Below are 19,760 nucleotides of genomic sequence, written 5' to 3'. Positions count from 1 at the left end.
GTTTCAGGTGAGGGGACGATCAGGTAGCTGCACCAAGTAACAAAAAAGCAGGTGCAGCATGGTTAATGACATTGTTCTCAAGGAAATTTTACAAGACGGCAAACTAGCTCAAATTCTCCCCTACATAGAACGCAAGCTAGGCAAGCATCTATTTGATAGAGACGGCATTGGTACAGCACAACTCGCGCTAGACCTTAACCAATCACCCGACTATGGTGACATTAAATTAAAACGAGCTACAGAATTAAAGGAATACCCGGAATTTTGGGGAGTGAGGGGACTTAAAACCATTGGTGATGGTGCTTTTAGTGATTTAGCAACCACCATACAAGTTAAAGTCCCCAAGGCAATACAAGATGAAAAAAACAAATACTACAACGATAGGCAGGAACGAGATAGCAACGGCAAAGTTAAAAAATATCCCAAATATAAATTTAGTTCCGGTTGTAAACCAGATTTACAATTATTCCCACTGGAAGATAGAGATTGTGAACTAATTAACCTAAACCCTTTTGCTGATTTAGGAGCTATTAATTGGGACAGAGTTTTGTTTGATAACAACATCCCCATCATTATTACAGAAGGATCTAAAAAACAATTCGTACTCCTAGCCTATGGTTTTGTGGTAATCGGTTTACCCGGCGTATGGCAGGGGATGTTTAAAACTCCTAAAGGTAAAAAACTTTTAGAACAATTAAAACAATTCGCCACAAAAGGACGGCAATTCTACATAGGATTTGATAATGATAACAACCCTGACTCAATCAAAAATGTAGGTCATGCTATGTATGAGTTAGGTGAGGCTTTGGAGAAGGAAACTAAAGTACAACCCCTTATTATCAGATGGGAGCAATATTCAGAAAAAGGTATTGATGATTTAGTTGCGGAACATGGTATACAACCTTTTTTAGAAGCATATAAAAACGCTATTCCTCTGCACCAATGGGCGGCGATTTATTGGACTTCTATATTTGAAAAACCACAATTAGAGGTTAACAAAAAGGGTGAGATTTTTATTAGTAAATATTTTCCAGAATATGAACCACCATCCGATACTAATAAAGAAGCTGTAGTAGGTGTGCATGGTTCTGGTAAAACCTACAGATTGAAAAAAATAGTTAGGTTGAATAACGCACAAGGAATATTCACAGCTTATATAGTACCAATCCAGGCACTAAGAGATCAGTCAGCTAGTGAGTTAAATTTACCCACAATTAAGGATATTCAGGAGCATAAAAATAATCCCTCACATTATTTAGGTTGTACACTTTGTATAGATAGTGTTAAGGCATTATATGAACATCTTGAGAGAATAGGATTACTGGAGACTGGACAATTTAGGTTAATTTTTGACGAAGCTGATCAAACATTAAAGCATCTGGTTATGTCTACTACTCACGTCGAGAGAAAACGGAATGAGAATATCCAGATGACTTTAGAATTAATTAGGTTGAGTGATCGCACACATTTAGCCGAAGCTGACTTAACTAGAAATACTTGGGACTTAATTAATAAGTTAAAACCAGGAAAGAGCTATTTAGCAGTCAATCACTACCGTCATGATCGGAACATTGTACTGTGGGATAATCATATATTGATGCTAGATTTAGCTGTTAAAAAAGCAGCTTTGAATGAAAAAAAAGCCCCAATGCTGATCACTACTCAAGGTGGTAGTGAAAATGCTACTTTGGGTGTAGAAGCAATAGAAAAGTTTTTGTTAGCTCAGGGTGTAGAACGTCCTATTATCCCACTATCTAAAATATTAGTTGCTGATCCTAATCATATCGCCTATGGCGTATTAGAGAACAAGTCTAAATTTGATGATTTTTTAAAATATTGCATTGATAATAATGCAATCCTAATAGTTTCACCACTACTAAAAACTGGTTTTAGCATAGAGGAAATATTTGATTTCAAATACCAATTTTCACTACTGCAAGGGGTTGGAACTCCCCAGGATGGAATACAGCAGATCCACCGTGCCAGAAAAGATAATATAGAAAGACATATTTGGGTTACTGACAGAAGTTGTGGGGACTTGCATGGTAATGGTTCAAAAACTCACAAAGGCATAAAAGCAGGAATTAACTATCAATTTGATGCTGAAAAAGTAGCATTACAGGATTTAGGAATAGAACTTGATGAGATTACCTCAGATGCACTCATAGAAGGATATTACTGTAGACAAGCTGCTATGGATAATATTTCTAGATCACATTACTACGATTGGGTAGTGGGACTTCTAAAATACAAGTGGAATTACACCATTATTAAAAGTGAGGATTGGTTAAAAGCTAATGTGATTACTCCTGATAATGCTCAGGAAGTAATTAACAATGATTTGATTTTTAGTGAAGCCGAGATTAACGAATGCTACGAAAATTATAAAGGTACTAAAGGTTGGTTTGGGAAAACTTCAAAGGAAGCAGAAGACAACAAACATATAGAAGAACATGAAGCGGAACTTCTGAGCCATGAGGAATACCAAAATATTCGCAAAAATCATAAATCACGCCCTAAACCATTAGAGCGTCGCTTTCAAAAAAGCAGGTTACATTATGATTCCGGCGGTACTATTCCCACTACACCGGAAAACCTTAAAAAGTTTAGTAATGGTCTAGGCAAGTTAAGGTTACACCATAAACTGCTTAATACAACTGCATTAATACAAGATGATTGTTTATCAATAGAACATCAAAGCAAGAATAAGGACGCTTTCAAACCGGATTTTATTAAAAGGACTTTTGCAGCTAAAGTAAAACTCTTACAGGATAGTGGTTTCGGGGATTTTGTCAAGGAACTCAGTAAAGCTTGTATAAAAGGTGCTAAGGATCAACTTTTCTATATATTTAATATATATAGTGAAGTTGATCATAATTTTGCGGGGGATGATTTAAGGACACCATTAGAAACCACCCGGCAAAAGTTGTACATTGACCCCAACAGCGAATACTGGCAAAAAATCTGCGATTTCCTTAGAAGCGACCCCTGGAGATGCAAAAACTTACTAGGTTTCACACCACCCCAGAAACAGAATAGTAGCGTTATCAGGTCGCTACTCAATCTCATAGGCTTAACTCTCGATTTTGAGGGCAAGTCAGGACGGGATAGGAAATATTACTTTTTAGACTACAACGACGGCAGATGGGCATTTTTTGACTATCTCGATGGACGTACAGCTACACCCATCCTATCCATCGAAAACGAGAAAACTTACGAACTCATAAACCTCAAGGGGTTAAGGGGTGATGCTGTAACAAGCTACTTTAAGGACGCTATCAAGGCTCATAATAATCTGGCCTTCGACGAAACCAGCAGCTTAACCGACTTAGCTATTAACGGCAAAAACATCACCATAGATGATCAAGAATGCTACATAGAACATTTGGGAGAAGCGATCGCGTCTAACGACTACTGGAAAGTATGGGAGGCGATACACCAGCTAAAACGACTTAACCCCTACGCTGGCAAATCTAATTTGAGTGAGTATGAAAGATTGTGTAATAAGCAACTACAGGCATTTTACGATAATGCCTTCAACTACCACCGCGACGCTATCTATGCCCTCCAAAAAGCACAACTAGAATGGCAGTATGAACCTGTAGAGGCTCAAATAATCCCAGTAACTCCTGCTAACTTTGAACCCTTCCCTAGACCACAGGGAACACAATTAAATCTACTAGACCAACCACAACCACAACCACAGGTACAGGTACAACCCCAATTAACTTTATGGGATAAATTAAATGCTGCTAGATCACCTGTAGTAATTTGGCTTGAGATGCTAAGGGCAAATGTTCCTGCTCACTATCTAATCAAACAAGTTAAGGAACTATGGGTTAATTTTTCAGATCAGTTTAAAGAACTTTTTGAATTAGGGTTTATTTCTGAGAATGAATACAAGATAGCAAGTAGTTGTTAGTAGCCTCACACTGGGATACATAAATCTTGTATCCCTAAAAAAAATCACCTCCAAATATTTCAGGTACAAGTTAGTATTATTTTTGTACATATTTTTATGCTACAATTAATACTAGTAAATCCTGCTCTACTGCGAAAAATAATGTACACCACATTAGCACCAGAAACAAAGCTGAAAAATAGACTCAAAAGGCAGAAACGAGCGCAAATTAAAACCTATCAGCAGCTTGCGGAACTTGCTACTACTGCAACTGAAAAACGTCGCTATCTTGGTTTAGCACAACGAATTGAACAACAATTAAAATTATCAAAATAGTAACAGTTGCGATCGCGCTTCCGTTCCTACATCAAATTAAGAAAATGAAATATATGATTAATAAAAAATTAAATAAGTGAAAATTAGAATACCTGTACTATATTAGTGGTATAGGTTTTTAATTAGGTTGATCATGACTAATAATGAACAATTCCTGCTTAACAAAGCACAGAAACAAGCTTTACTTTTAGTAGAGGGGAGCGACGGGTTTCTGTTCCAAAGATGTGATAAAACTTGGGATTATACATTACCAATTCCCACACAATCAGCAAGAGATAGTTTTAAAGAAAAATTGCTGACTCAACATAACTTTATCGTTGCTGATGTCGAACCCTTAGAATTATTGAATTGTAGCAATATTAAAACCTTTGGTAAGGATGCTTATGGTGTGGGGTGTGAAGTAACGTCACCTACTGGACATACTTTACTGTTCCCGATGGAACTGTTTGACAAGCTGTTTTTAAAGTTCCCACACAAGGTCAAGAATAAACCAGCAATCATGTTATGATGGAAACATTATAGAAGTAAATTTTATGTGTTCCCCAACCAACAGTTAAAGGTTTTTCGTCTCCTATTTAATAGTTAATATCCCTCTCAACATAGAAAGCAGTTGAGAGGGATTATTTTATATAGGTATTAAATTAGGTTGATTAGACTTCACATATCATACCATAAAAATTATATAGGAATAGGTAAGGAACTATATAAGGTATTTTTTTTCTGTTCCCTGTTCCCTGTTCCCTGTTCCCCATGCCACTGCTAGGGATATAAATTTATCTCTCTATTATCTAATTTTTTTTAGTTGTAATATTTTTGCATTACATTAGTATTATTTTTGTATAATAGTAATATTATTATTTTATTTTTTTGCAATATTAAAAACCTAACTAGGCGCTTAATTTACCTGGTTGGCAATAGGTCAAAATGAGAACAAAATAAGAACATTGGGAGTGAAAAAAAATCTGCTCACCCGTCCCCCGTCGTTGTAGGCTGTAGATCACCGGGGTCTACAGTGTGTTATGAAAATCAACAGGCATGGACGCGCCAAAGTTCTGACACAGCAAGAAATACAGTTAATTTTTAGTCAAGGTTTAGATAACGACCGTGACCGGATGCTGTTTGGTGTGTGCCTGTTTAGTGCCTGTAGGATTAGAGAATGTGTAACCCTGCTGACTGAAGATGTTTACACACCCAAGGGTCAAGTTAGACCACAGTTTGTAATTAGGAAGTCAAACACTAAAGGCAAACTGGCCACACGTTCAATACCAGTAATTGAAGACTTACGGCGGTTACTGGCTGACTACTACCGACTAGCAGGTTATGATTACCTGTTCCCTGGTAGGAGTAACGGACATATTAGCCACGATTCAGCAGCAAGGATTTTAAGGAAAGCTTGCCAGCAAGTAGGAATCACCGGAGTAAGTACCCACAGCTTCCGGCGTACTGCCTTAACCCAGATGAGTAACGCTGGCATACCATTGAGGGTGATTCAGGAATTGTCAGGACACAGGAACTTAGAACAGTTGCAAAGGTATTTAGAGGTGAGTGATGAGCAGGTGTTAGGCGCGGCTGCTGCCTTATCAATGCTGTCACCTGTAGATGTCGTCAAACACTCATTTAACGACCTTTCTACACCCGACTCTATACAAGTTTCGATTAAACGAGATTAATTGAAAAGCAATATCTATTTCTAAAGATAAATTAAAAAAAACGGTTTGAAAAACGTCTTTAGACCGAGGGTGTACATAAATATGGTACAATTGAACTAGTAAAAGACGCAAGACCCTGAAATAAAATTAATTCAAATGCTGCCAAGCTCTGATGTAAATTGAAAGGTGCAGATTATCCCGTCAGACACGAATCAGAGGAGGTGTTTCCATGACACAAACTCAAATAAAAGAAATGAAAACACTCTATGAGCGTCTGTCAGACGTAGGCTTTCCCAAGAAGTTTGTTCGAGAAAAAGCACTACCGGATTGGTGGGATGAAGAATTTGAAGCCACACCAGGGGCAGTTCTGGAAGCTGCTGCTTATGTTTCCCGGCGATTAAATCTTGAAATTAAATCTTTACTAAAAACGGAAGCTATCCCCACCTTCAAGCAATCATGTCAGCCTAAGTTTAAGACAAAACAGGGGACGGAACCTGAAAATATCTTAGTTGCCCAGTGCATGGCAGTGCGTATTGCTGAAATGATTGCTTATGCCTGTGTACCAGAAATTAAACCATTGCCTAATTCAGCAAAGTCTGTACGCGATGAAATCGTGCAAAAACGGCGGTACGTTGATTTAGAAGGGTTATTAGAATTTTGCTGGAATTACGGAATTCCGGTTGTTCACTTTGATGAATTTCCCAATTCCCAAGGAGTACGCAAGTTTGATGGGATGGTGGCGTTTGCTTACGAACGCCCTGTTATTATCATTAGCTCCTCTCACCACTCCCCAGCTTGGTTGCTATTTATTCTGGGACATGAACTGGGGCATATCATCAAAGGTCATTTAAATGGTAATGCCATTGTAGATGAGGAAGTTAATCCAGAAAATCAGGACACTGAAGAAATAGAAGCCAATGAATTTGCTGTAGAGCTTCTGTTAGGTAGACCAGATATGACGTATTACTCACCCCGTTGGTTCACTGGGGAACAACTGGCTAATTATGCTCAAAATATCTCAAATAGAGATGCTGTAGATCCAGGGGTAGTAGCATTAAACTATGCTTGGGGTAAAGCTAACCAAACAGCAGATAAAAAGAGTCAGCAAATTATTTGGGCAACAGCACGTAAGGCATTAAAAATAATTGAAGGTACTGCTGATGCTCCCAAACAAATAAATCGCTACGCCAGAAATTACCTAAACCTAGATAAACTAGATGGAGATAGTCAGGATTACTTAGAATTAGTGCTAGAGGAGTAGTCTTTGCGCCCCGTCTGTTTTTTGGATAATGATGTTATTCGCAAATTAGTGGCTTGTAGTCTGTTCTCAGAAGCAATCAGCAGTCTAGAGCTTGATGAGACAGACTTGCGAGTCTTACCAGATGCAAAATATGTATTACGCAAAAATAAAGAGATTAGAAAAACACATCCTGAAAACGTCATAAACAGTGCAATTGCAATTATAGAAAAATGTCCGAAAATCCAACTTATTGCACCTAATGAAGAACTGGAAGAAATACGATTAAACGAAATTGGCCAACTGCAAACAATTGAAGGAATTGACTCTGGTGAACAGATTATAATTACAGCTACTAGGTTTGAAGAGTCGTTTTATGTCACTACAGGAGATAAACGATGGACTACTGCCTTAACAAATGCTCCTCAATTAGGAGAAATTAGAGAGAGACTAATTGGGAGAGTTATTTGTTTTGAGCAACTGATTTTAAAATCAATTGACAGTCAAGGTTTTGATAAAGTTTTAAATAGAGTATTACCTGCTAGATATTGTGACACGGCATTAAGAGCAGCTTTCGGGTCTGGAGAAAAAAGCACTGAAGAAAATGTCAAGCAGGCACTACAGGGATATATAGAACATTTACAAACAGAGACTAAAGGGCTACTAGCTGAAATTTGATAAAAAAGGGTGGTAATTTATCGGTGTTTAAAATGGCTTGTTATTATGAAGTAACTGTTTCTAAATACCATTCTTCAGTTGATAGCTCTGCTGTTTCTATTGCTTTTAGACAAAAAGCGTGTATGTTTTTAGCCGATAAATTTACTTCAACAAATGCTCCATTTTTTAATTTTCGAGTATCACGAAAATTTTTCTCATCCCAGCCAACTAAATGGGGATATTTTTGGATAATATCTTCAAATTTTTCTGGTTCTAAATCGGCTATTTTGCTTAATGTAATTTCTAAAACATCTCGCCAGGTTTTTACAGAATACTCTTCTCCAAATACGCGAAGAAGTTTAGGTCTGCTACCAGTAATGTCACTTGGTTGATGAAATTGTGTCAAATCATCACCAAAGTAGCTCCAAATTTGTAAAGCAATATCAACAAGATTTTCTGCTCTTGCTTCAATATCTTCTCTCCGCCACGATTCTAGATTTAAAAAATACTTATTTAATTCCAAATGACTCTTTTGAAACTGCGTTCTTTTAGTTATAAAATCGGCATTAGAAATTGCAGCATTATATTCTGTGGCTGTAAGTGTTAAATTACCCAGTGAATGAATTAATAGCTCATGTATTATAGCCCACTCTTCTCCTAAATGTTCTTTCCACCAATCATTTAGAGTCTGAGGCATAATGTGTTCAATTGACAGCTTTTTAAAAGGTACTTGCTCTTTGTGATTGAAATATTCTTCAATTGATTCTAGGATTAGTTTTGCTTTTTCTGAACGATTACCGCCATATAACTGAACATCTTTTAATCTATCTCTGAATACTGTATCTTTTGGATAATCACGATTTTGAAGTGCTAGTTTCAATCTTCCGACAAAAGTATCAGAAGTTAAATTAGTATCTTTACTAATTTGTGAATAAAGTAGTGCAAATATTCTATTCAATCCTCTTGTTTGAATATTGCAAATGAAGCGTCTAAGAATAAAATTTTCAAGAATTTGCAGTACAGAGATAAATTCTTGCTCTGTAATTAGAGATTGCATCCAATCATGGTAACAGTTAAGAAGAAATGGATAGACTGTGGCTACTTCTAAGCGATTTAGACGTTCAAGATACTTACTTACTTGCTCATTTACTTCACGGTCTGGATTTAATAGCTTTGCATAGTATTCAGCAAATACAGATAAATCCTTTAAATAAAATATTGCATCATGTTTTTTAATTCTTTCTTTAATTTCAAAATATATTTCATTTTGCTTTATTTCTACGCCACTTTTAGTTAGATAGTGACGAATAAATTCTGTTAAACTCTCTCCTAGAAGATTCTGCATCGGTTGCCAATATTGAGAATATACATATTCCTGCTCATCTGCATGAATTCTCATAAAAAAATAGTTACGGATTAAGTCTGCTTGAGTTAGAGGTCTTCCTTTTGCATTTAAACCCTCAAAAACTACGTAGGGGTCATCATCATTACCTAGTACAACACTTACAACTGAAAGATTACTACATATAAGTTTTTTAATCTTGTGTAAATCTAATTTACTTCGAGAAATTTTCTTCTCAAAAAATAAATAACAATCTGAAATATTACTATCAATTAAAGATTGGTTATGAATAATATTATGAAAAGGAGCGCGGTCTGATTGTGTTGGCTGTAATTTATAATAATCTGAGCCTTTTTTATATGGATTAACTAAGATAGTATTATCAATTTCTGCTGCTAATTCAGGTTCTTCAGATAGTTTAGCTTTATCTCGTACAGCAGAGAGAAGTATAAAAATTGTGGTCAAACGCTGTTGTCCATCAATTAGTAAGTATTTGCTTACTCCCTCAGGTACTGCCATAGTTGGCATGGTGACAATAGAACCCATGAAATGAGGGCGGGGATTATCCCTGCTATATAATTCTTCAATATCATTCCATAGCATCCCCCACTCTGTTTTTTTCCAGCTATAAACTCGTTGAAATAAGGGAACAAGATACTGCTTTGTGCCTTCAATAATCTGTTCTAACTTAGTTTCTGACGCTTGCATCTGTAATAACCTTTTACAAACAAGAAAATTCCGTACTGGTTGGATTATACATAAGTATCTGTCGTAACTTTTAAACTCGTAAGAAAATAATACTCTTTTTATACCTTTGGGTAGTAAGCAAGAATCTTGGCTAAGTACAGCCAACTGTGTTTATATCGCCTGTATTAACCTACACCTTGCCCTATAACCAAATTCATGTTTTGATGATTTGAGTATTTACTCAATTGAAGCTTTACTCAAATACTGGAGTCCTTAAATGGCAACAGTTATCGCCGTTCTTAATCAAAAGGGCGGTTCAGGGAAAACGACCATTGCCACTAATTTAGCTCATGCACTGCAACGGGATGGGTATAAAGTATTGCTAGTTGATTCTGACCCCCAAGGCAGTACGAGAGATTGGAATGAGGCTAATGGCGGTAATATCATTCCGGTAGTGGGACTGGACAGAGAAACACTGGCTAAGGATTTACAAGCCATTTCTCAAGGCTATGATTTGATTGTGATTGACGGTGCGCCGCAAATTGCTAAACTGAGTGCCGCCGCAGTCAAAGCAGCTGATCTAGTTCTCATTCCCGTACAACCCAGCCCTTATGATATTTGGGCTTGTGCAGATTTAGTTGATATCATCGCTGCACGTCATGAAGTTACTGAGGGTAAGCCCAAGGCTGTATTTGTGGTGAGTCGTGCTATCAAAAATACCAAACTCAGTACAGAAATTAGTAATGCCCTAGCAGAATATAACCTACCTGTACTTAAGGCGATGACTAGCCAACGGGTAGCTTATCCCACTACAGCCGCAGAGGGATTAACTGTTTTTAGTGACCCCAGTGGTGATGCTGCTAAAGAAATTGATGCCATTAAAAAGGAAGTGCTGGAGGTTCTTTATGGTGCTTAAAGCTAAGAAAACACGCCGGGAACATGAAATGAAAAACCTGGCCATTGAGGAAGCAAGTAAGGAAGAAACTACCCGCCTCAATGCAGAAATTCCCGTGAGCTTGCATAATAAAATCAAAATTCGAGCCGTTGAAGAAGGTAAGGGTAGCAGCATTACAAGTATTGTGATTAAAGCGTTAGAAGCATATCTAGATACCCCAATTAACAATAAATGAGTAAAGCTTCATTTGAGTATTTACTCAAATATTCATGGTGAATAGAGGAGGTAGGGGCAATGACCTCTAATCACCCATCCCACTCGCCAAAGGCAATTGCTAGGTTGTTACCACTTTTATTGCTTCCAACCTAACTCAATTTTGACCAACTACTTACTGATGCAGGTTGGATTATTCAAGATGTTTTTCAAACGACACTACAGACTCAAGAAAATAAGCAATTAACGAAGCTACTCATTCTTGTGAAAATTATTACATTTCTCAGAAATTGCCTAAGCATTAGTTATACAGCTTTTAACTGTTAATTAACATTTTAAAAAATACATAAAATATATTTATATTCATAAAGCAATATTACGTTGCAATATTGGTCTAACTAAGAGATAATTAGATAGAACACACTGGGGTTCCGAACAACGTCGTTCTGCGATGCTACGGCTGTTCAAGCCTAGGCCCACTGTGTTCCAATATTTTATTTCATATCTAGTTCCCAAATATTAAAACTTTTAGCAAAATAAGTAGGGTTTGATAGTGGTATGCCTAACTTATTTTCTAGATACTGAACTACTTCTCTTTTAGCATCAATATTTCTACTGCTTTCTGTTGGTAATTTATTCCAAGCAAAACTGACAGAACCTAATATTACATCTGCCATTTGTAAAAGTAGTTCTGCCTTGGAATTTTGACGATGAATAGTTTTCATTGGGTCTGAAACTTCTGGTAGGCAAGAATCCTTTAAACGTTGATGCAAATTAGGAACCATTTTAGGATTTTTAGTTGTAATTGCATCAATAGTTATATGGAATTGATCTTCCGAAAAATAATGTTTTCTAAGAACATGAGCTAAAAACGTATAATAAAATCTAAAAAATCCTAGTTCAGCATCCCCTTGATTAAATTTATAGTGATCTATTTTGTCATGGGTTATTATTATTCCTTCAAAGCAAACACGTCTGTAGGTTCTAATGTTATCAATACCACGTTTGTAAGAACATTTTTGATTATAAAATTCTAAAAATATTTCACACAAGTTTTTATAAATTTGTACTTGATTAGGTTTAATTTGAGAAAAATGAAATTCAAAATCATTATTTAATCCATTATTTATCTTTAATATTTGAATAGCCTTACGTATTTCTCTTGCTGTTTCAGCATCACAAACTATACCTCCGATTAACATATAAGGGCCTTGGTCTGCTCTAGTACAACTTTCGTCAGTGTAAATTCTCATTTTCGTTAGTTTTAACACATATATACTTTTATACAATATACCAAGTGTTAAATAGAATTGTAAGCACCGATGAAAGAAGTAGGTGTATTTAACTTAACAGCACAGTGTCTTTACCAATTAAAGAGTATAGGTATTGAGATACGCCAATTGAATTGAGATGTAAGGAACAAGTGATTTGGGATGCGATCGCTAAATCCCCTCCATCGGCATCGCTGATATTATTCCTATGTTTACAAACACAGCAATCCTGCCACTACATTGTCTTTAATATCACTTGCATTTTGTAGTCAAAAACGAGACAATTTGTACAAGCGTGTACTAACTCAGTCATGACTCCAGAGGAACAAGCCAGACTCAAAATTGACCAACTACTCACTGACGCAGGTTGGACTATTCAAGATTACAAACAAATCAATCTTGGTGCTGCTGTGGGAATTGCCATCAGAGAATATCCCCTCAAGTCTGGTGTTGCTGACTACCTGCTGATAATTGACCGCAAAGCCGCAGGTGTAATTGAAGCTAAAAAAGCAGGTGTAACCCTCAGTGGTGTAGAAATTCAGTCTGATAAATATTCCTTTCAACTTCCCAGCAAGTTAAATTGTCACCGTAAACCCTTACCGTTTATCTACGAAAGTACAGGCACTGAAACATATTTTAGAGATAACCGTGACCCTGAATATCGCTCTCGACGGGTGTTTAGTTTTCACCAACCGGACACTTTAAAGGAATGGTTAAAACAACCAAATACCCTCAGAGGTTGTTTACAGCAGTTACCATCAATTGATACGGAAGATTTACGCGGTTGTCAAAAAGAAGCCATTGCTGGTTTATTTAATTCCCTCCAAGAAAACCGTCCTAGAGCATTAATTCAAATGGCTACAGGGGTGGGTAAAACTTACACGGCTGTGAGTTTTATTTACTGGTTAATTAAATTAGCTGGGGCAAAACGAATTTTATTTTTAGTTGATAGAAAGAATTTAGGTCAACAAACCCAAAAGGAATTTCAGCAATATGTTACCCCAGACGACGGGCGTAAATTTACAGAATTGTATAATGTGCAGTTGTTAAAATCTAATCATATAGACCCAGTTAATAAAGTTTGTATTACTACTATTCAGCGTCTTTATTCGCTATTAAAAGGAGATGCTGATTTTGAGGCAGAAAATGAGGAAGCATCTTTATTTGACCAAGAGTCAGAAAATCAAGACCCCAAGGATGTAGTTTACAACGCTAAAATCCCCATTGAAACCTTTGATTTTATTATCACAGATGAATGTCACCGTTCAATTTATCATTTATGGCGACAAGTTTTAGAATATTTTGATGCTTTTATTATTGGTTTAACTGCCACACCTTCTAAACAAACATTGGGATTTTTTAACCAAAATCTGGTGATGGAATATCTGCATGAAAGAGCAGTAGCAGAAGGTGTGAATGTTGGCTTTGAGGTTTACCGTATCCGTACCCAAATCACTGAACAGGGAAGCACTGTGGAGGCTGGGTTTTATGTTGATGTGAGAAACCGTCAAACAGGTGCAGAACGCAGACAAAGGTTAGATGATGATTTAAGTTATCAAAACAAAGATTTAGACCGTTCTGTTACAGCTTATGACCAAATCCGCACGGTAATTAAAACTTTTAGAGAGCGATTATTTACAGAAATCTTTCCCGGTCGTCAACAAGTACCGAAAACTTTGATATTTGCTAAGGATGATTTTCATGCTGAGAATATTGTGCGGATAGTGCGAGAGGAATTTGCTAAGGGGAATGAGTTTTGTAAAAAAATTACTTATCGGGTGACAGGAGAAAAAACCGAAGATTTAATTGCTAGTTTCCGTAATTCTTTTAATCCGCGTATTGCTGTGACTGTGGATATGATTTCTACGGGAACAGATATCAAACCGCTTGAATGTTTGATATTTATGCGAGATGTCAAATCCTGGGTTTATTTTGAGCAGATGAAAGGACGGGGAACTCGCACTATTAACCCCACTGATTTTAATGGGGTGACACCAGATGCCAAGGTGAAGGAACAATTTATTATTGTGGATGCTGTGGGGGTGTGTGAATCAGATAAAACTGATTCTCGACCGTTGGAGAGAAAAAGAACTGTCAGTTTTCCTCAGTTATTACAAGATGTAGCCGCAGATGTACGAGATGAGAATACACTGTTATCTTTAGCGGGAAGGTTGGCAAAGTTAGAAAAGCGATTAAGTGCAGAGGAACGGCAAGAATTAACAACTTTAGCTGGTAAGTCTATTCAACAAATTACTAGAGATTTAATTGATGCTTTTGACCCTGATATTCAAGTTAAACAAGCACAGCAGCAGTTTAATAATTTAAACCCAACTGAGGAGGAAAAAAGGGCAGCTAGAGAAATATTAATTAATCAAGCTTGTCAACCTTTTGATAATCCCCAGTTGAGGAAGTTGTTAACAGAAATTAAGGGGAAGAATGAGCAGGTTTTAGATAATGTTAGTCAGGATGTGGTGTTACAGGCAGGTTTTGATACTACTGCTAGGGATAAAGCACGGGGGACTGTTGACAGTTTTAGAGAGTTTATTGCAGCGAATAAAGATGAAATTACAGCTTTGGAAATTCTGTATAATCAGCCCTATGGTCAGCGTCAGTTAAGTTATGAGCAGATTAAGCAGTTAGCTAATGCTTTAAACCGTCCTCCGCGTAATTTGACACCGGAAAAGTTATGGAATGCTTACAGTCAACTGGAAGCGGATAAGGTGCGGGGTGCTGGGGTGGAAAAGTTGTTGACTGATATCATTTCTCTGGTACGCTTTGCTATGGGAGAGGCTGAGGTTTTAGAACCTTATGCGGTATCTGTGGAGGAGAAGTTTAAGCAGTGGTTAGGGGGGAAAGAGTTTAATTCTCAGCAGGTGGCTTGGTTGGAGAAGATTAAGGAGTATATTGCTACTAATGTGAGAATTGAGGCGGAAGATTTACAGGAAATGCCTCAAGAGGCGTTTAGGGGTTATCAGTTGTTTGGGAATGATTTGATGGGTATTTTAGATGAGTTGAATGAGGTTTTAGCTGCATGATTTATTGTTTTTATTTCACGCAAGGAGGTGGAGATTTAGAGAGGTAATACCAGATGAATAGGAAGCTGTATAGAATAAGATGTTGAGAATTATTGTTGAACGCGGATGCACGCAGATAAACGCGGATAAAGGCAGATAAATCACTGAATTTTAGAATTATGTGTAATCTCATGTAAATTTGGTATGGGAGTTTGAGATAAATATATGAATGTTGTTTTATGAGGTTGTTTTATTATTTTGTTTTTTATGACAAAGGTATGATTTAATGGGTATTCTAAATTAGTTGAATGGGGTTTTATCTGCGTAATGGGTGAAGATTTATATGAATTGCAAAAGGGTTGGGTGTGGGTAAAGTTAGGAGATATATGTAGCTTTAAAAATGGAATCAACTTTCAAAGCTCCCAGAAAGGTGAAGAAGGCATTTTAACAATTGATGTCTTAAATATGTATTCTCATAGTCTACTGATAAATACTGAAAATCTATATAGAGTAAACATTAATCTTAATGATGAGTATTTACTAAAATCTGGAGATATTTTATTTGTAAGGTCTTCTGTTAAACGGGAGGGTGTCGGTTGGGCATCGCTATTTAAACCTATCAAAGAAGATGTAACTTTTTGCGGTTTTATTATCAGAGCAAGACTTAATACTTCAAATATATTCCCTGAGTTTATTACATATTTTTTTAGAAGCAGTTTAGCTAGAGAAAAAATAGTTGCTGGAAGTTCTCAAGTAACAATAACCAACATAAGTCAAGATGTTTTACGTGGTTTTGATATCCCCCTTCCTCCACTACCTGAACAATATCGCATCGTTGCCAAAATTGAGGAATTATTCACCCAACTTGATGCAGGGGTAGAGTTACTTAAAAAGGTAAAAGCCAAATTAAAACGCTACCGTCAAACTGTGCTAAAAGCCGCAGTTGAAGGAAATTTAACTAAGGAATGGAGGGAAGCACATCAAGGAGAATTAGAACCCGCATCAGTGTTACTTGAACGCATCCTTAAACAGCGTCGGGAGAAGTGGGAAGCTGAACAACTAGCGAAAATGCAAGCACAGGGTAAAACTCCCAAGGATGATAAATGGAAGTTGAAATATAAGGAAGCGATCGCACCAGATACTTCTAATTTACCTGAGTTACCTAATGGGTGGTGTTGGGTAAGTGCAGAACAATGTACAAGTCTTATTACTGATGGAGAACATATCACACCTGAACGCTCAGAAAGTGGCGTACTTCTTCTGTCAGCACGCAATGTACAAAATGGGTGGCTATCACTAGAAGAAGTTGATTATGTTCCTGAACATATTTATAAAATCTTAGCTAAAAGACTTGTAGTTGAACCGGGAGACGTTTTATTGTCTTGTTCTGGTAGTGTTGGACGTTCTTGTGTTGCACCTGAAAATTTAAAATTTGCACTTGTAAGAAGTGTAGCAGTTTTGAAACCTTTTTTTTTAATGGGTAGTTTCCTATCATATTCTATTAGAACGCCACTGTTACAAAGCCAAATCAATGAAAAGAAAACTCAAACAGCACAAGCAAATATATTTCAGGGAAAAATAAAACAGCTTGTATTCCCCTTACCTAATTTATTAGAGCAAGAAAAAATAGTTAAAGAAATAGAATACTGTTTTTCTGTTATTGACCAAATTGAAAAAACTGTAGACACCAACATCAAACGTGCAGAAAAACTTCGACAAAGCATATTAAAACAAGCATTTACAGGTCAACTTGTCCCCCAAGACTCCAACGATGAACCCGCAGAAAAACTTTTAGAACGCATCAAAGCCGAAAAAGAAGCCATAGAAACTGAGAAAAAAACTCAACGCACAACTAAACTAAAATCTACTCAACCTCGTAAAACAAAGAAATCATCTACCCAATTAGAATTAAACTTAAATAATCAGGATGTCTAATCAATCTTCTGCTATTGTCCTAAAACTTTGGAATTACTGCAACGTCCTCCGCGATGACGGGGTGAGTTACAGTGATTATGTAGAACAACTTACCTATTTATTATTCTTAAAAATGGTAGAGGAACAAAATCAACTTCCTCCCCCATTGGGTAAACGATCCACCATTCCCCCTGAATATAGCTGGGAAGCATTACGGTCTAAAGATGGAGATGCCTTAGAAATTCAATATCGTCACACCTTAGAACAACTGGGAAAACAAAAAGGACTTTTAGGCGTTATCTTCCGTAAATCTCAAAACAGAATTCAAGATCCGGCTAAATTAAAACGGCTGGTAGAATTAATTAATTCAGAAACTTGGATAGGTTTAGATATTGACGTTAAAGGCGATATTTACGAAGGTCTATTACAAAAGAACGCCGAAGATGTCAAAAGTGGTGCAGGTCAATATTTTACACCTAGACCATTAATTAAAGCCATTGTGGAAGTGATGCAACCCCAACCAGGACAGCGTATTTGTGACCCTGCTTGTGGTACTGGTGGGTTTTTCTTAGTTGCACATCAATTCATTCTTGATAATTACAAATTAGATAAAGATAAACGTAACTTTCTCAAAAATAAAACTTTTAAAGGTGCAGATGTAGCTGATGATGTCGCCCGTTTATGTGCCATGAATTTATATCTACATGGTATTGGTGATAGTATTGGTGAAGATGAAAGTTTAGTAGAAGCTAAAGACAGTCTCAAAGGAGATGCAGGAGAAAGATTTGAATTAGTGTTAACTAACCCACCTTTTGGTAAAAAAAGCAGTATTACTGTAATTAAAGAAGACGGTAAAACAGATAAAGAGAAGGTAGTTTATCAACGTGATGATTTTTGGTCTTCCACTTCTAACAAACAGCTAAATTTTGTCCAGCACGTTAAAACTCTGCTGACAATTAACGGTAAAGCTGCGGTGGTTGTTCCTGATAACGTCCTGTTTGAAGGTGGTGCTGGGGAAACTATTCGTAAGAAGTTATTACAAGAATGTGATGTACACACTTTGCTGAGATTACCAACGGGAATATTTTACGCTCAAGGTGTGAAAGCTAACGTTTTATTCTTTGACCGTAAACCCGCTAGTGCTACCCCCTGGACTGAGAAACTTTGGATTTATGATTTTAGAACTAACCAACATTTCACCCTGAAAACTAACCCCCTACGTAATGAAGATTTACAAGATTTTATTCGCTGCTTTAATCCTCAAAATCGCCATGACCGCCAAGAAACAGAGCGATTTCGGGCGTTTACATATCAGGAATTAACGCAACGGGATAAGGTGAGTTTAGATATTTTCTGGCTCAAGGATGAAAGTTTAGAAGATTCTGAAAATTTACCAACACCGGATGTTTTAGCTTTAGAAATTGCTGAGGATTTAGAAGCAGCCCTAGAACTGTTCCAAAGCATCACTGAAAATCTAGAAGTGAAAACAGAGGTAGAGGTTTAACTCCAATTTTATTTAACCAATAAGTTGTTCTTTTTGGTAATTCTTGATGCGACGAAACACCACTGATTTATCCCACTGCCCACCCCTGCTAGTGGTATAACCTTGCTGGTTTAATTTATCTGCTATGGTCTGGTAACTGTAGCCTTGTTTGTGTAATTCCAGCATTAATTGAAAAGCATCCTGTGTAGCTTCTCTCTTGTTAGAAGTAGCAGCGGCTCTCCCAACCTTCCCCAAGGAAGCACCTTGAGAACGTTTCACAGCTAAGGCCGCTTTGGTTCGTTCCGATATCAGCCGTCTTTCTTCCTGTGCTAAAGCTGCTCTCAGGTTTAATTCAAATTCACTAGCATTAGGAGTTTCAGCAACAATTAACCGGGGACAATTCTTGACCATATAACCGTTTAGAAAGCTACTTATATGGTAAACATCACGGCTAAACCTATCTAACTTGGCAATCAGTAACCTTGCTCCTGAATTGATAGCGTCGTTGATAGCAGTTGTAAATACAGGTCGTTCCATCGGGTCAACTTTCCCGCTGATGCTTTCCTCATATATACCAACTACCTCTAAACCTTCATATTCTGCCATCCGTTTACACGCTTCTAGTTGTGCATCTAATCCCAGATGACTTTTACCCTGTTCCTCAGTTGATACCCTAGCGTAGATGACAACTGCTAAATCATTCTTAACTGTTTTACTACGTGCCATTGTTTCTCCCCTGCCTTTGATTTTCATAGTGTTGTATTCTAATGACCCTAAGAATACAACGATGAACAGTGAAATAATCCCTACCATCTTGATAGGGATTGTGAGGATAGTTAATCTTATTCGAGTGTTAACCAGTATTCGAGATGCTTATACAGGTTACAAGTTTTTTCAACTCTCACCCAAAAACTACGACCGGGTAAATTGATCGCGGTAGCTTCTATGATGTCAGGGTGCAGGTTACGTGATGCCCAATGTCTCACCAGCTTAGGGGTGATGTTTTTGGGGTCTTCACTGGAGAATTGCCAGAATGTATCCTTGAGTAGCTGTTTGATCCGGTTGCGTTCGGTGTGTGTCATTGGTGTAAGTCCTTATCTAGTTTGTGGTGTGGTAAATTCCCCCAGCGGGGGAACTGAAGATTAGAAAGGAGTTACACCG

General features: G+C 37.2%; 15 protein-coding genes. 11 read left to right on the top strand and 4 right to left on the bottom strand.

The annotated features are described in order from the left end of the window. Nucleotides 1-58 precede the first annotated feature (58 nt). From H6G73_RS22770 to H6G73_RS22745, 6 genes are all read left to right on the top strand, one after another. Nucleotides 59-3,922 (top strand): DUF3854 domain-containing protein, encoded by a 3,864-nt coding sequence (locus tag H6G73_RS22770; RefSeq protein WP_190608596.1) that lies wholly within the window; start codon nucleotides 59-61, stop codon nucleotides 3,920-3,922. Between the two features lie 141 nt (nucleotides 3,923-4,063). Further along, complete coding sequence (locus tag H6G73_RS22765) at nucleotides 4,064-4,237, top strand: hypothetical protein (RefSeq protein WP_190608594.1); 174 nt, start codon at nucleotides 4,064-4,066, stop codon at nucleotides 4,235-4,237. 133 nt (nucleotides 4,238-4,370) lie between these two features. Beyond that, nucleotides 4,371-4,745: a hypothetical protein gene (locus tag H6G73_RS22760; protein ID WP_190608593.1), complete on the top strand. Its 375-nt coding sequence runs from the start codon at nucleotides 4,371-4,373 to the stop codon at nucleotides 4,743-4,745. Nucleotides 4,746-5,256: 511 nt separating this feature from the next. Continuing rightward, complete coding sequence (locus H6G73_RS22755) at nucleotides 5,257-5,907, top strand: tyrosine-type recombinase/integrase (protein WP_190608591.1); 651 nt, start codon at nucleotides 5,257-5,259, stop codon at nucleotides 5,905-5,907. 208 nt (nucleotides 5,908-6,115) lie between these two features. Beyond that, entirely contained in the window at nucleotides 6,116-7,147 is a 1,032-nt protein-coding gene (locus H6G73_RS22750; RefSeq protein ID WP_190608590.1) for an ImmA/IrrE family metallo-endopeptidase, read from the top strand. A gap of 21 nt (nucleotides 7,148-7,168) precedes the next feature. Next, a complete protein-coding gene (locus H6G73_RS22745; RefSeq protein ID WP_242034288.1) occupies nucleotides 7,169-7,801 on the top strand; it encodes a hypothetical protein in 633 nt (210 codons plus the stop codon). A gap of 43 nt (nucleotides 7,802-7,844) precedes the next feature. On the opposite strand, the gene H6G73_RS22740 is transcribed toward H6G73_RS22745, so the two are convergent. Next, nucleotides 7,845-9,830, bottom strand: a complete 1,986-nt coding sequence (locus tag H6G73_RS22740; RefSeq protein ID WP_190608586.1) for a DUF262 domain-containing protein — start codon at nucleotides 9,828-9,830, stop codon at nucleotides 7,845-7,847. Nucleotides 9,831-10,086: 256 nt separating this feature from the next. Here H6G73_RS22740 and parA point away from each other — a divergent pair, with 256 nt between their 5' ends. Further along, nucleotides 10,087-10,725 (top strand): ParA family partition ATPase, encoded by a 639-nt coding sequence (gene parA / locus H6G73_RS22735; protein ID WP_190608585.1) that lies wholly within the window; start codon nucleotides 10,087-10,089, stop codon nucleotides 10,723-10,725. Then, complete coding sequence (locus H6G73_RS22730) at nucleotides 10,715-10,939, top strand: hypothetical protein (protein WP_190608583.1); 225 nt, start codon at nucleotides 10,715-10,717, stop codon at nucleotides 10,937-10,939. The genes parA and H6G73_RS22730 overlap by 11 nt, the downstream gene beginning before the upstream one ends. A 472-nt stretch (nucleotides 10,940-11,411) precedes the next feature. Here H6G73_RS22730 and H6G73_RS22725 read toward each other — a convergent pair whose 3' ends face one another. Continuing rightward, entirely contained in the window at nucleotides 11,412-12,170 is a 759-nt protein-coding gene (locus tag H6G73_RS22725) for a DUF3800 domain-containing protein (protein ID WP_190608581.1), read from the bottom strand. 329 nt (nucleotides 12,171-12,499) lie between these two features. On the opposite strand from H6G73_RS22725, the gene H6G73_RS22720 reads away from it, so the two are divergent. The 3 genes from H6G73_RS22720 to H6G73_RS22710 all read left to right on the top strand — a co-directional run bounded on the left by H6G73_RS22720 (nucleotide 12,500) and on the right by H6G73_RS22710 (nucleotide 18,620). Further along, nucleotides 12,500-15,223: a type I restriction endonuclease subunit R gene (locus H6G73_RS22720; protein WP_190608580.1), complete on the top strand. Its 2,724-nt coding sequence runs from the start codon at nucleotides 12,500-12,502 to the stop codon at nucleotides 15,221-15,223. Between the two features lie 306 nt (nucleotides 15,224-15,529). Further along, nucleotides 15,530-17,137: a restriction endonuclease subunit S gene (locus H6G73_RS22715; protein ID WP_190608579.1), complete on the top strand. Its 1,608-nt coding sequence runs from the start codon at nucleotides 15,530-15,532 to the stop codon at nucleotides 17,135-17,137. Then, nucleotides 17,130-18,620, top strand: a complete 1,491-nt coding sequence (locus H6G73_RS22710; RefSeq protein ID WP_190608577.1) for a class I SAM-dependent DNA methyltransferase — start codon at nucleotides 17,130-17,132, stop codon at nucleotides 18,618-18,620. Before H6G73_RS22715 ends, H6G73_RS22710 begins: the two co-directional genes overlap by 8 nt. Nucleotides 18,621-18,632: 12 nt before the next feature. Here H6G73_RS22710 and H6G73_RS22705 read toward each other — a convergent pair whose 3' ends face one another. Together H6G73_RS22705 and H6G73_RS22700 are read right to left on the bottom strand one after the other, a co-directional pair. Further along, nucleotides 18,633-19,325 (bottom strand): recombinase family protein, encoded by a 693-nt coding sequence (locus H6G73_RS22705; RefSeq protein WP_190608575.1) that lies wholly within the window; start codon nucleotides 19,323-19,325, stop codon nucleotides 18,633-18,635. A gap of 116 nt (nucleotides 19,326-19,441) precedes the next feature. Next, on the bottom strand, nucleotides 19,442-19,681 hold the full coding sequence (locus H6G73_RS22700; RefSeq protein WP_190608574.1) for a hypothetical protein: 240 nt from the start codon (nucleotides 19,679-19,681) through the stop codon (nucleotides 19,442-19,444). Nucleotides 19,682-19,760: the final 79 nt, after the last annotated feature.

The sequence above is a fragment of the Richelia sinica FACHB-800 genome (assembly GCF_014698825.1).
Taxonomy (GTDB): Bacteria; Cyanobacteriota; Cyanobacteriia; order Cyanobacteriales; family Nostocaceae; genus FACHB-800.
The sequence above is the reverse complement of the archived record's forward strand: the minus strand, read 5'-3'. Positions and strand labels throughout refer to the sequence as shown.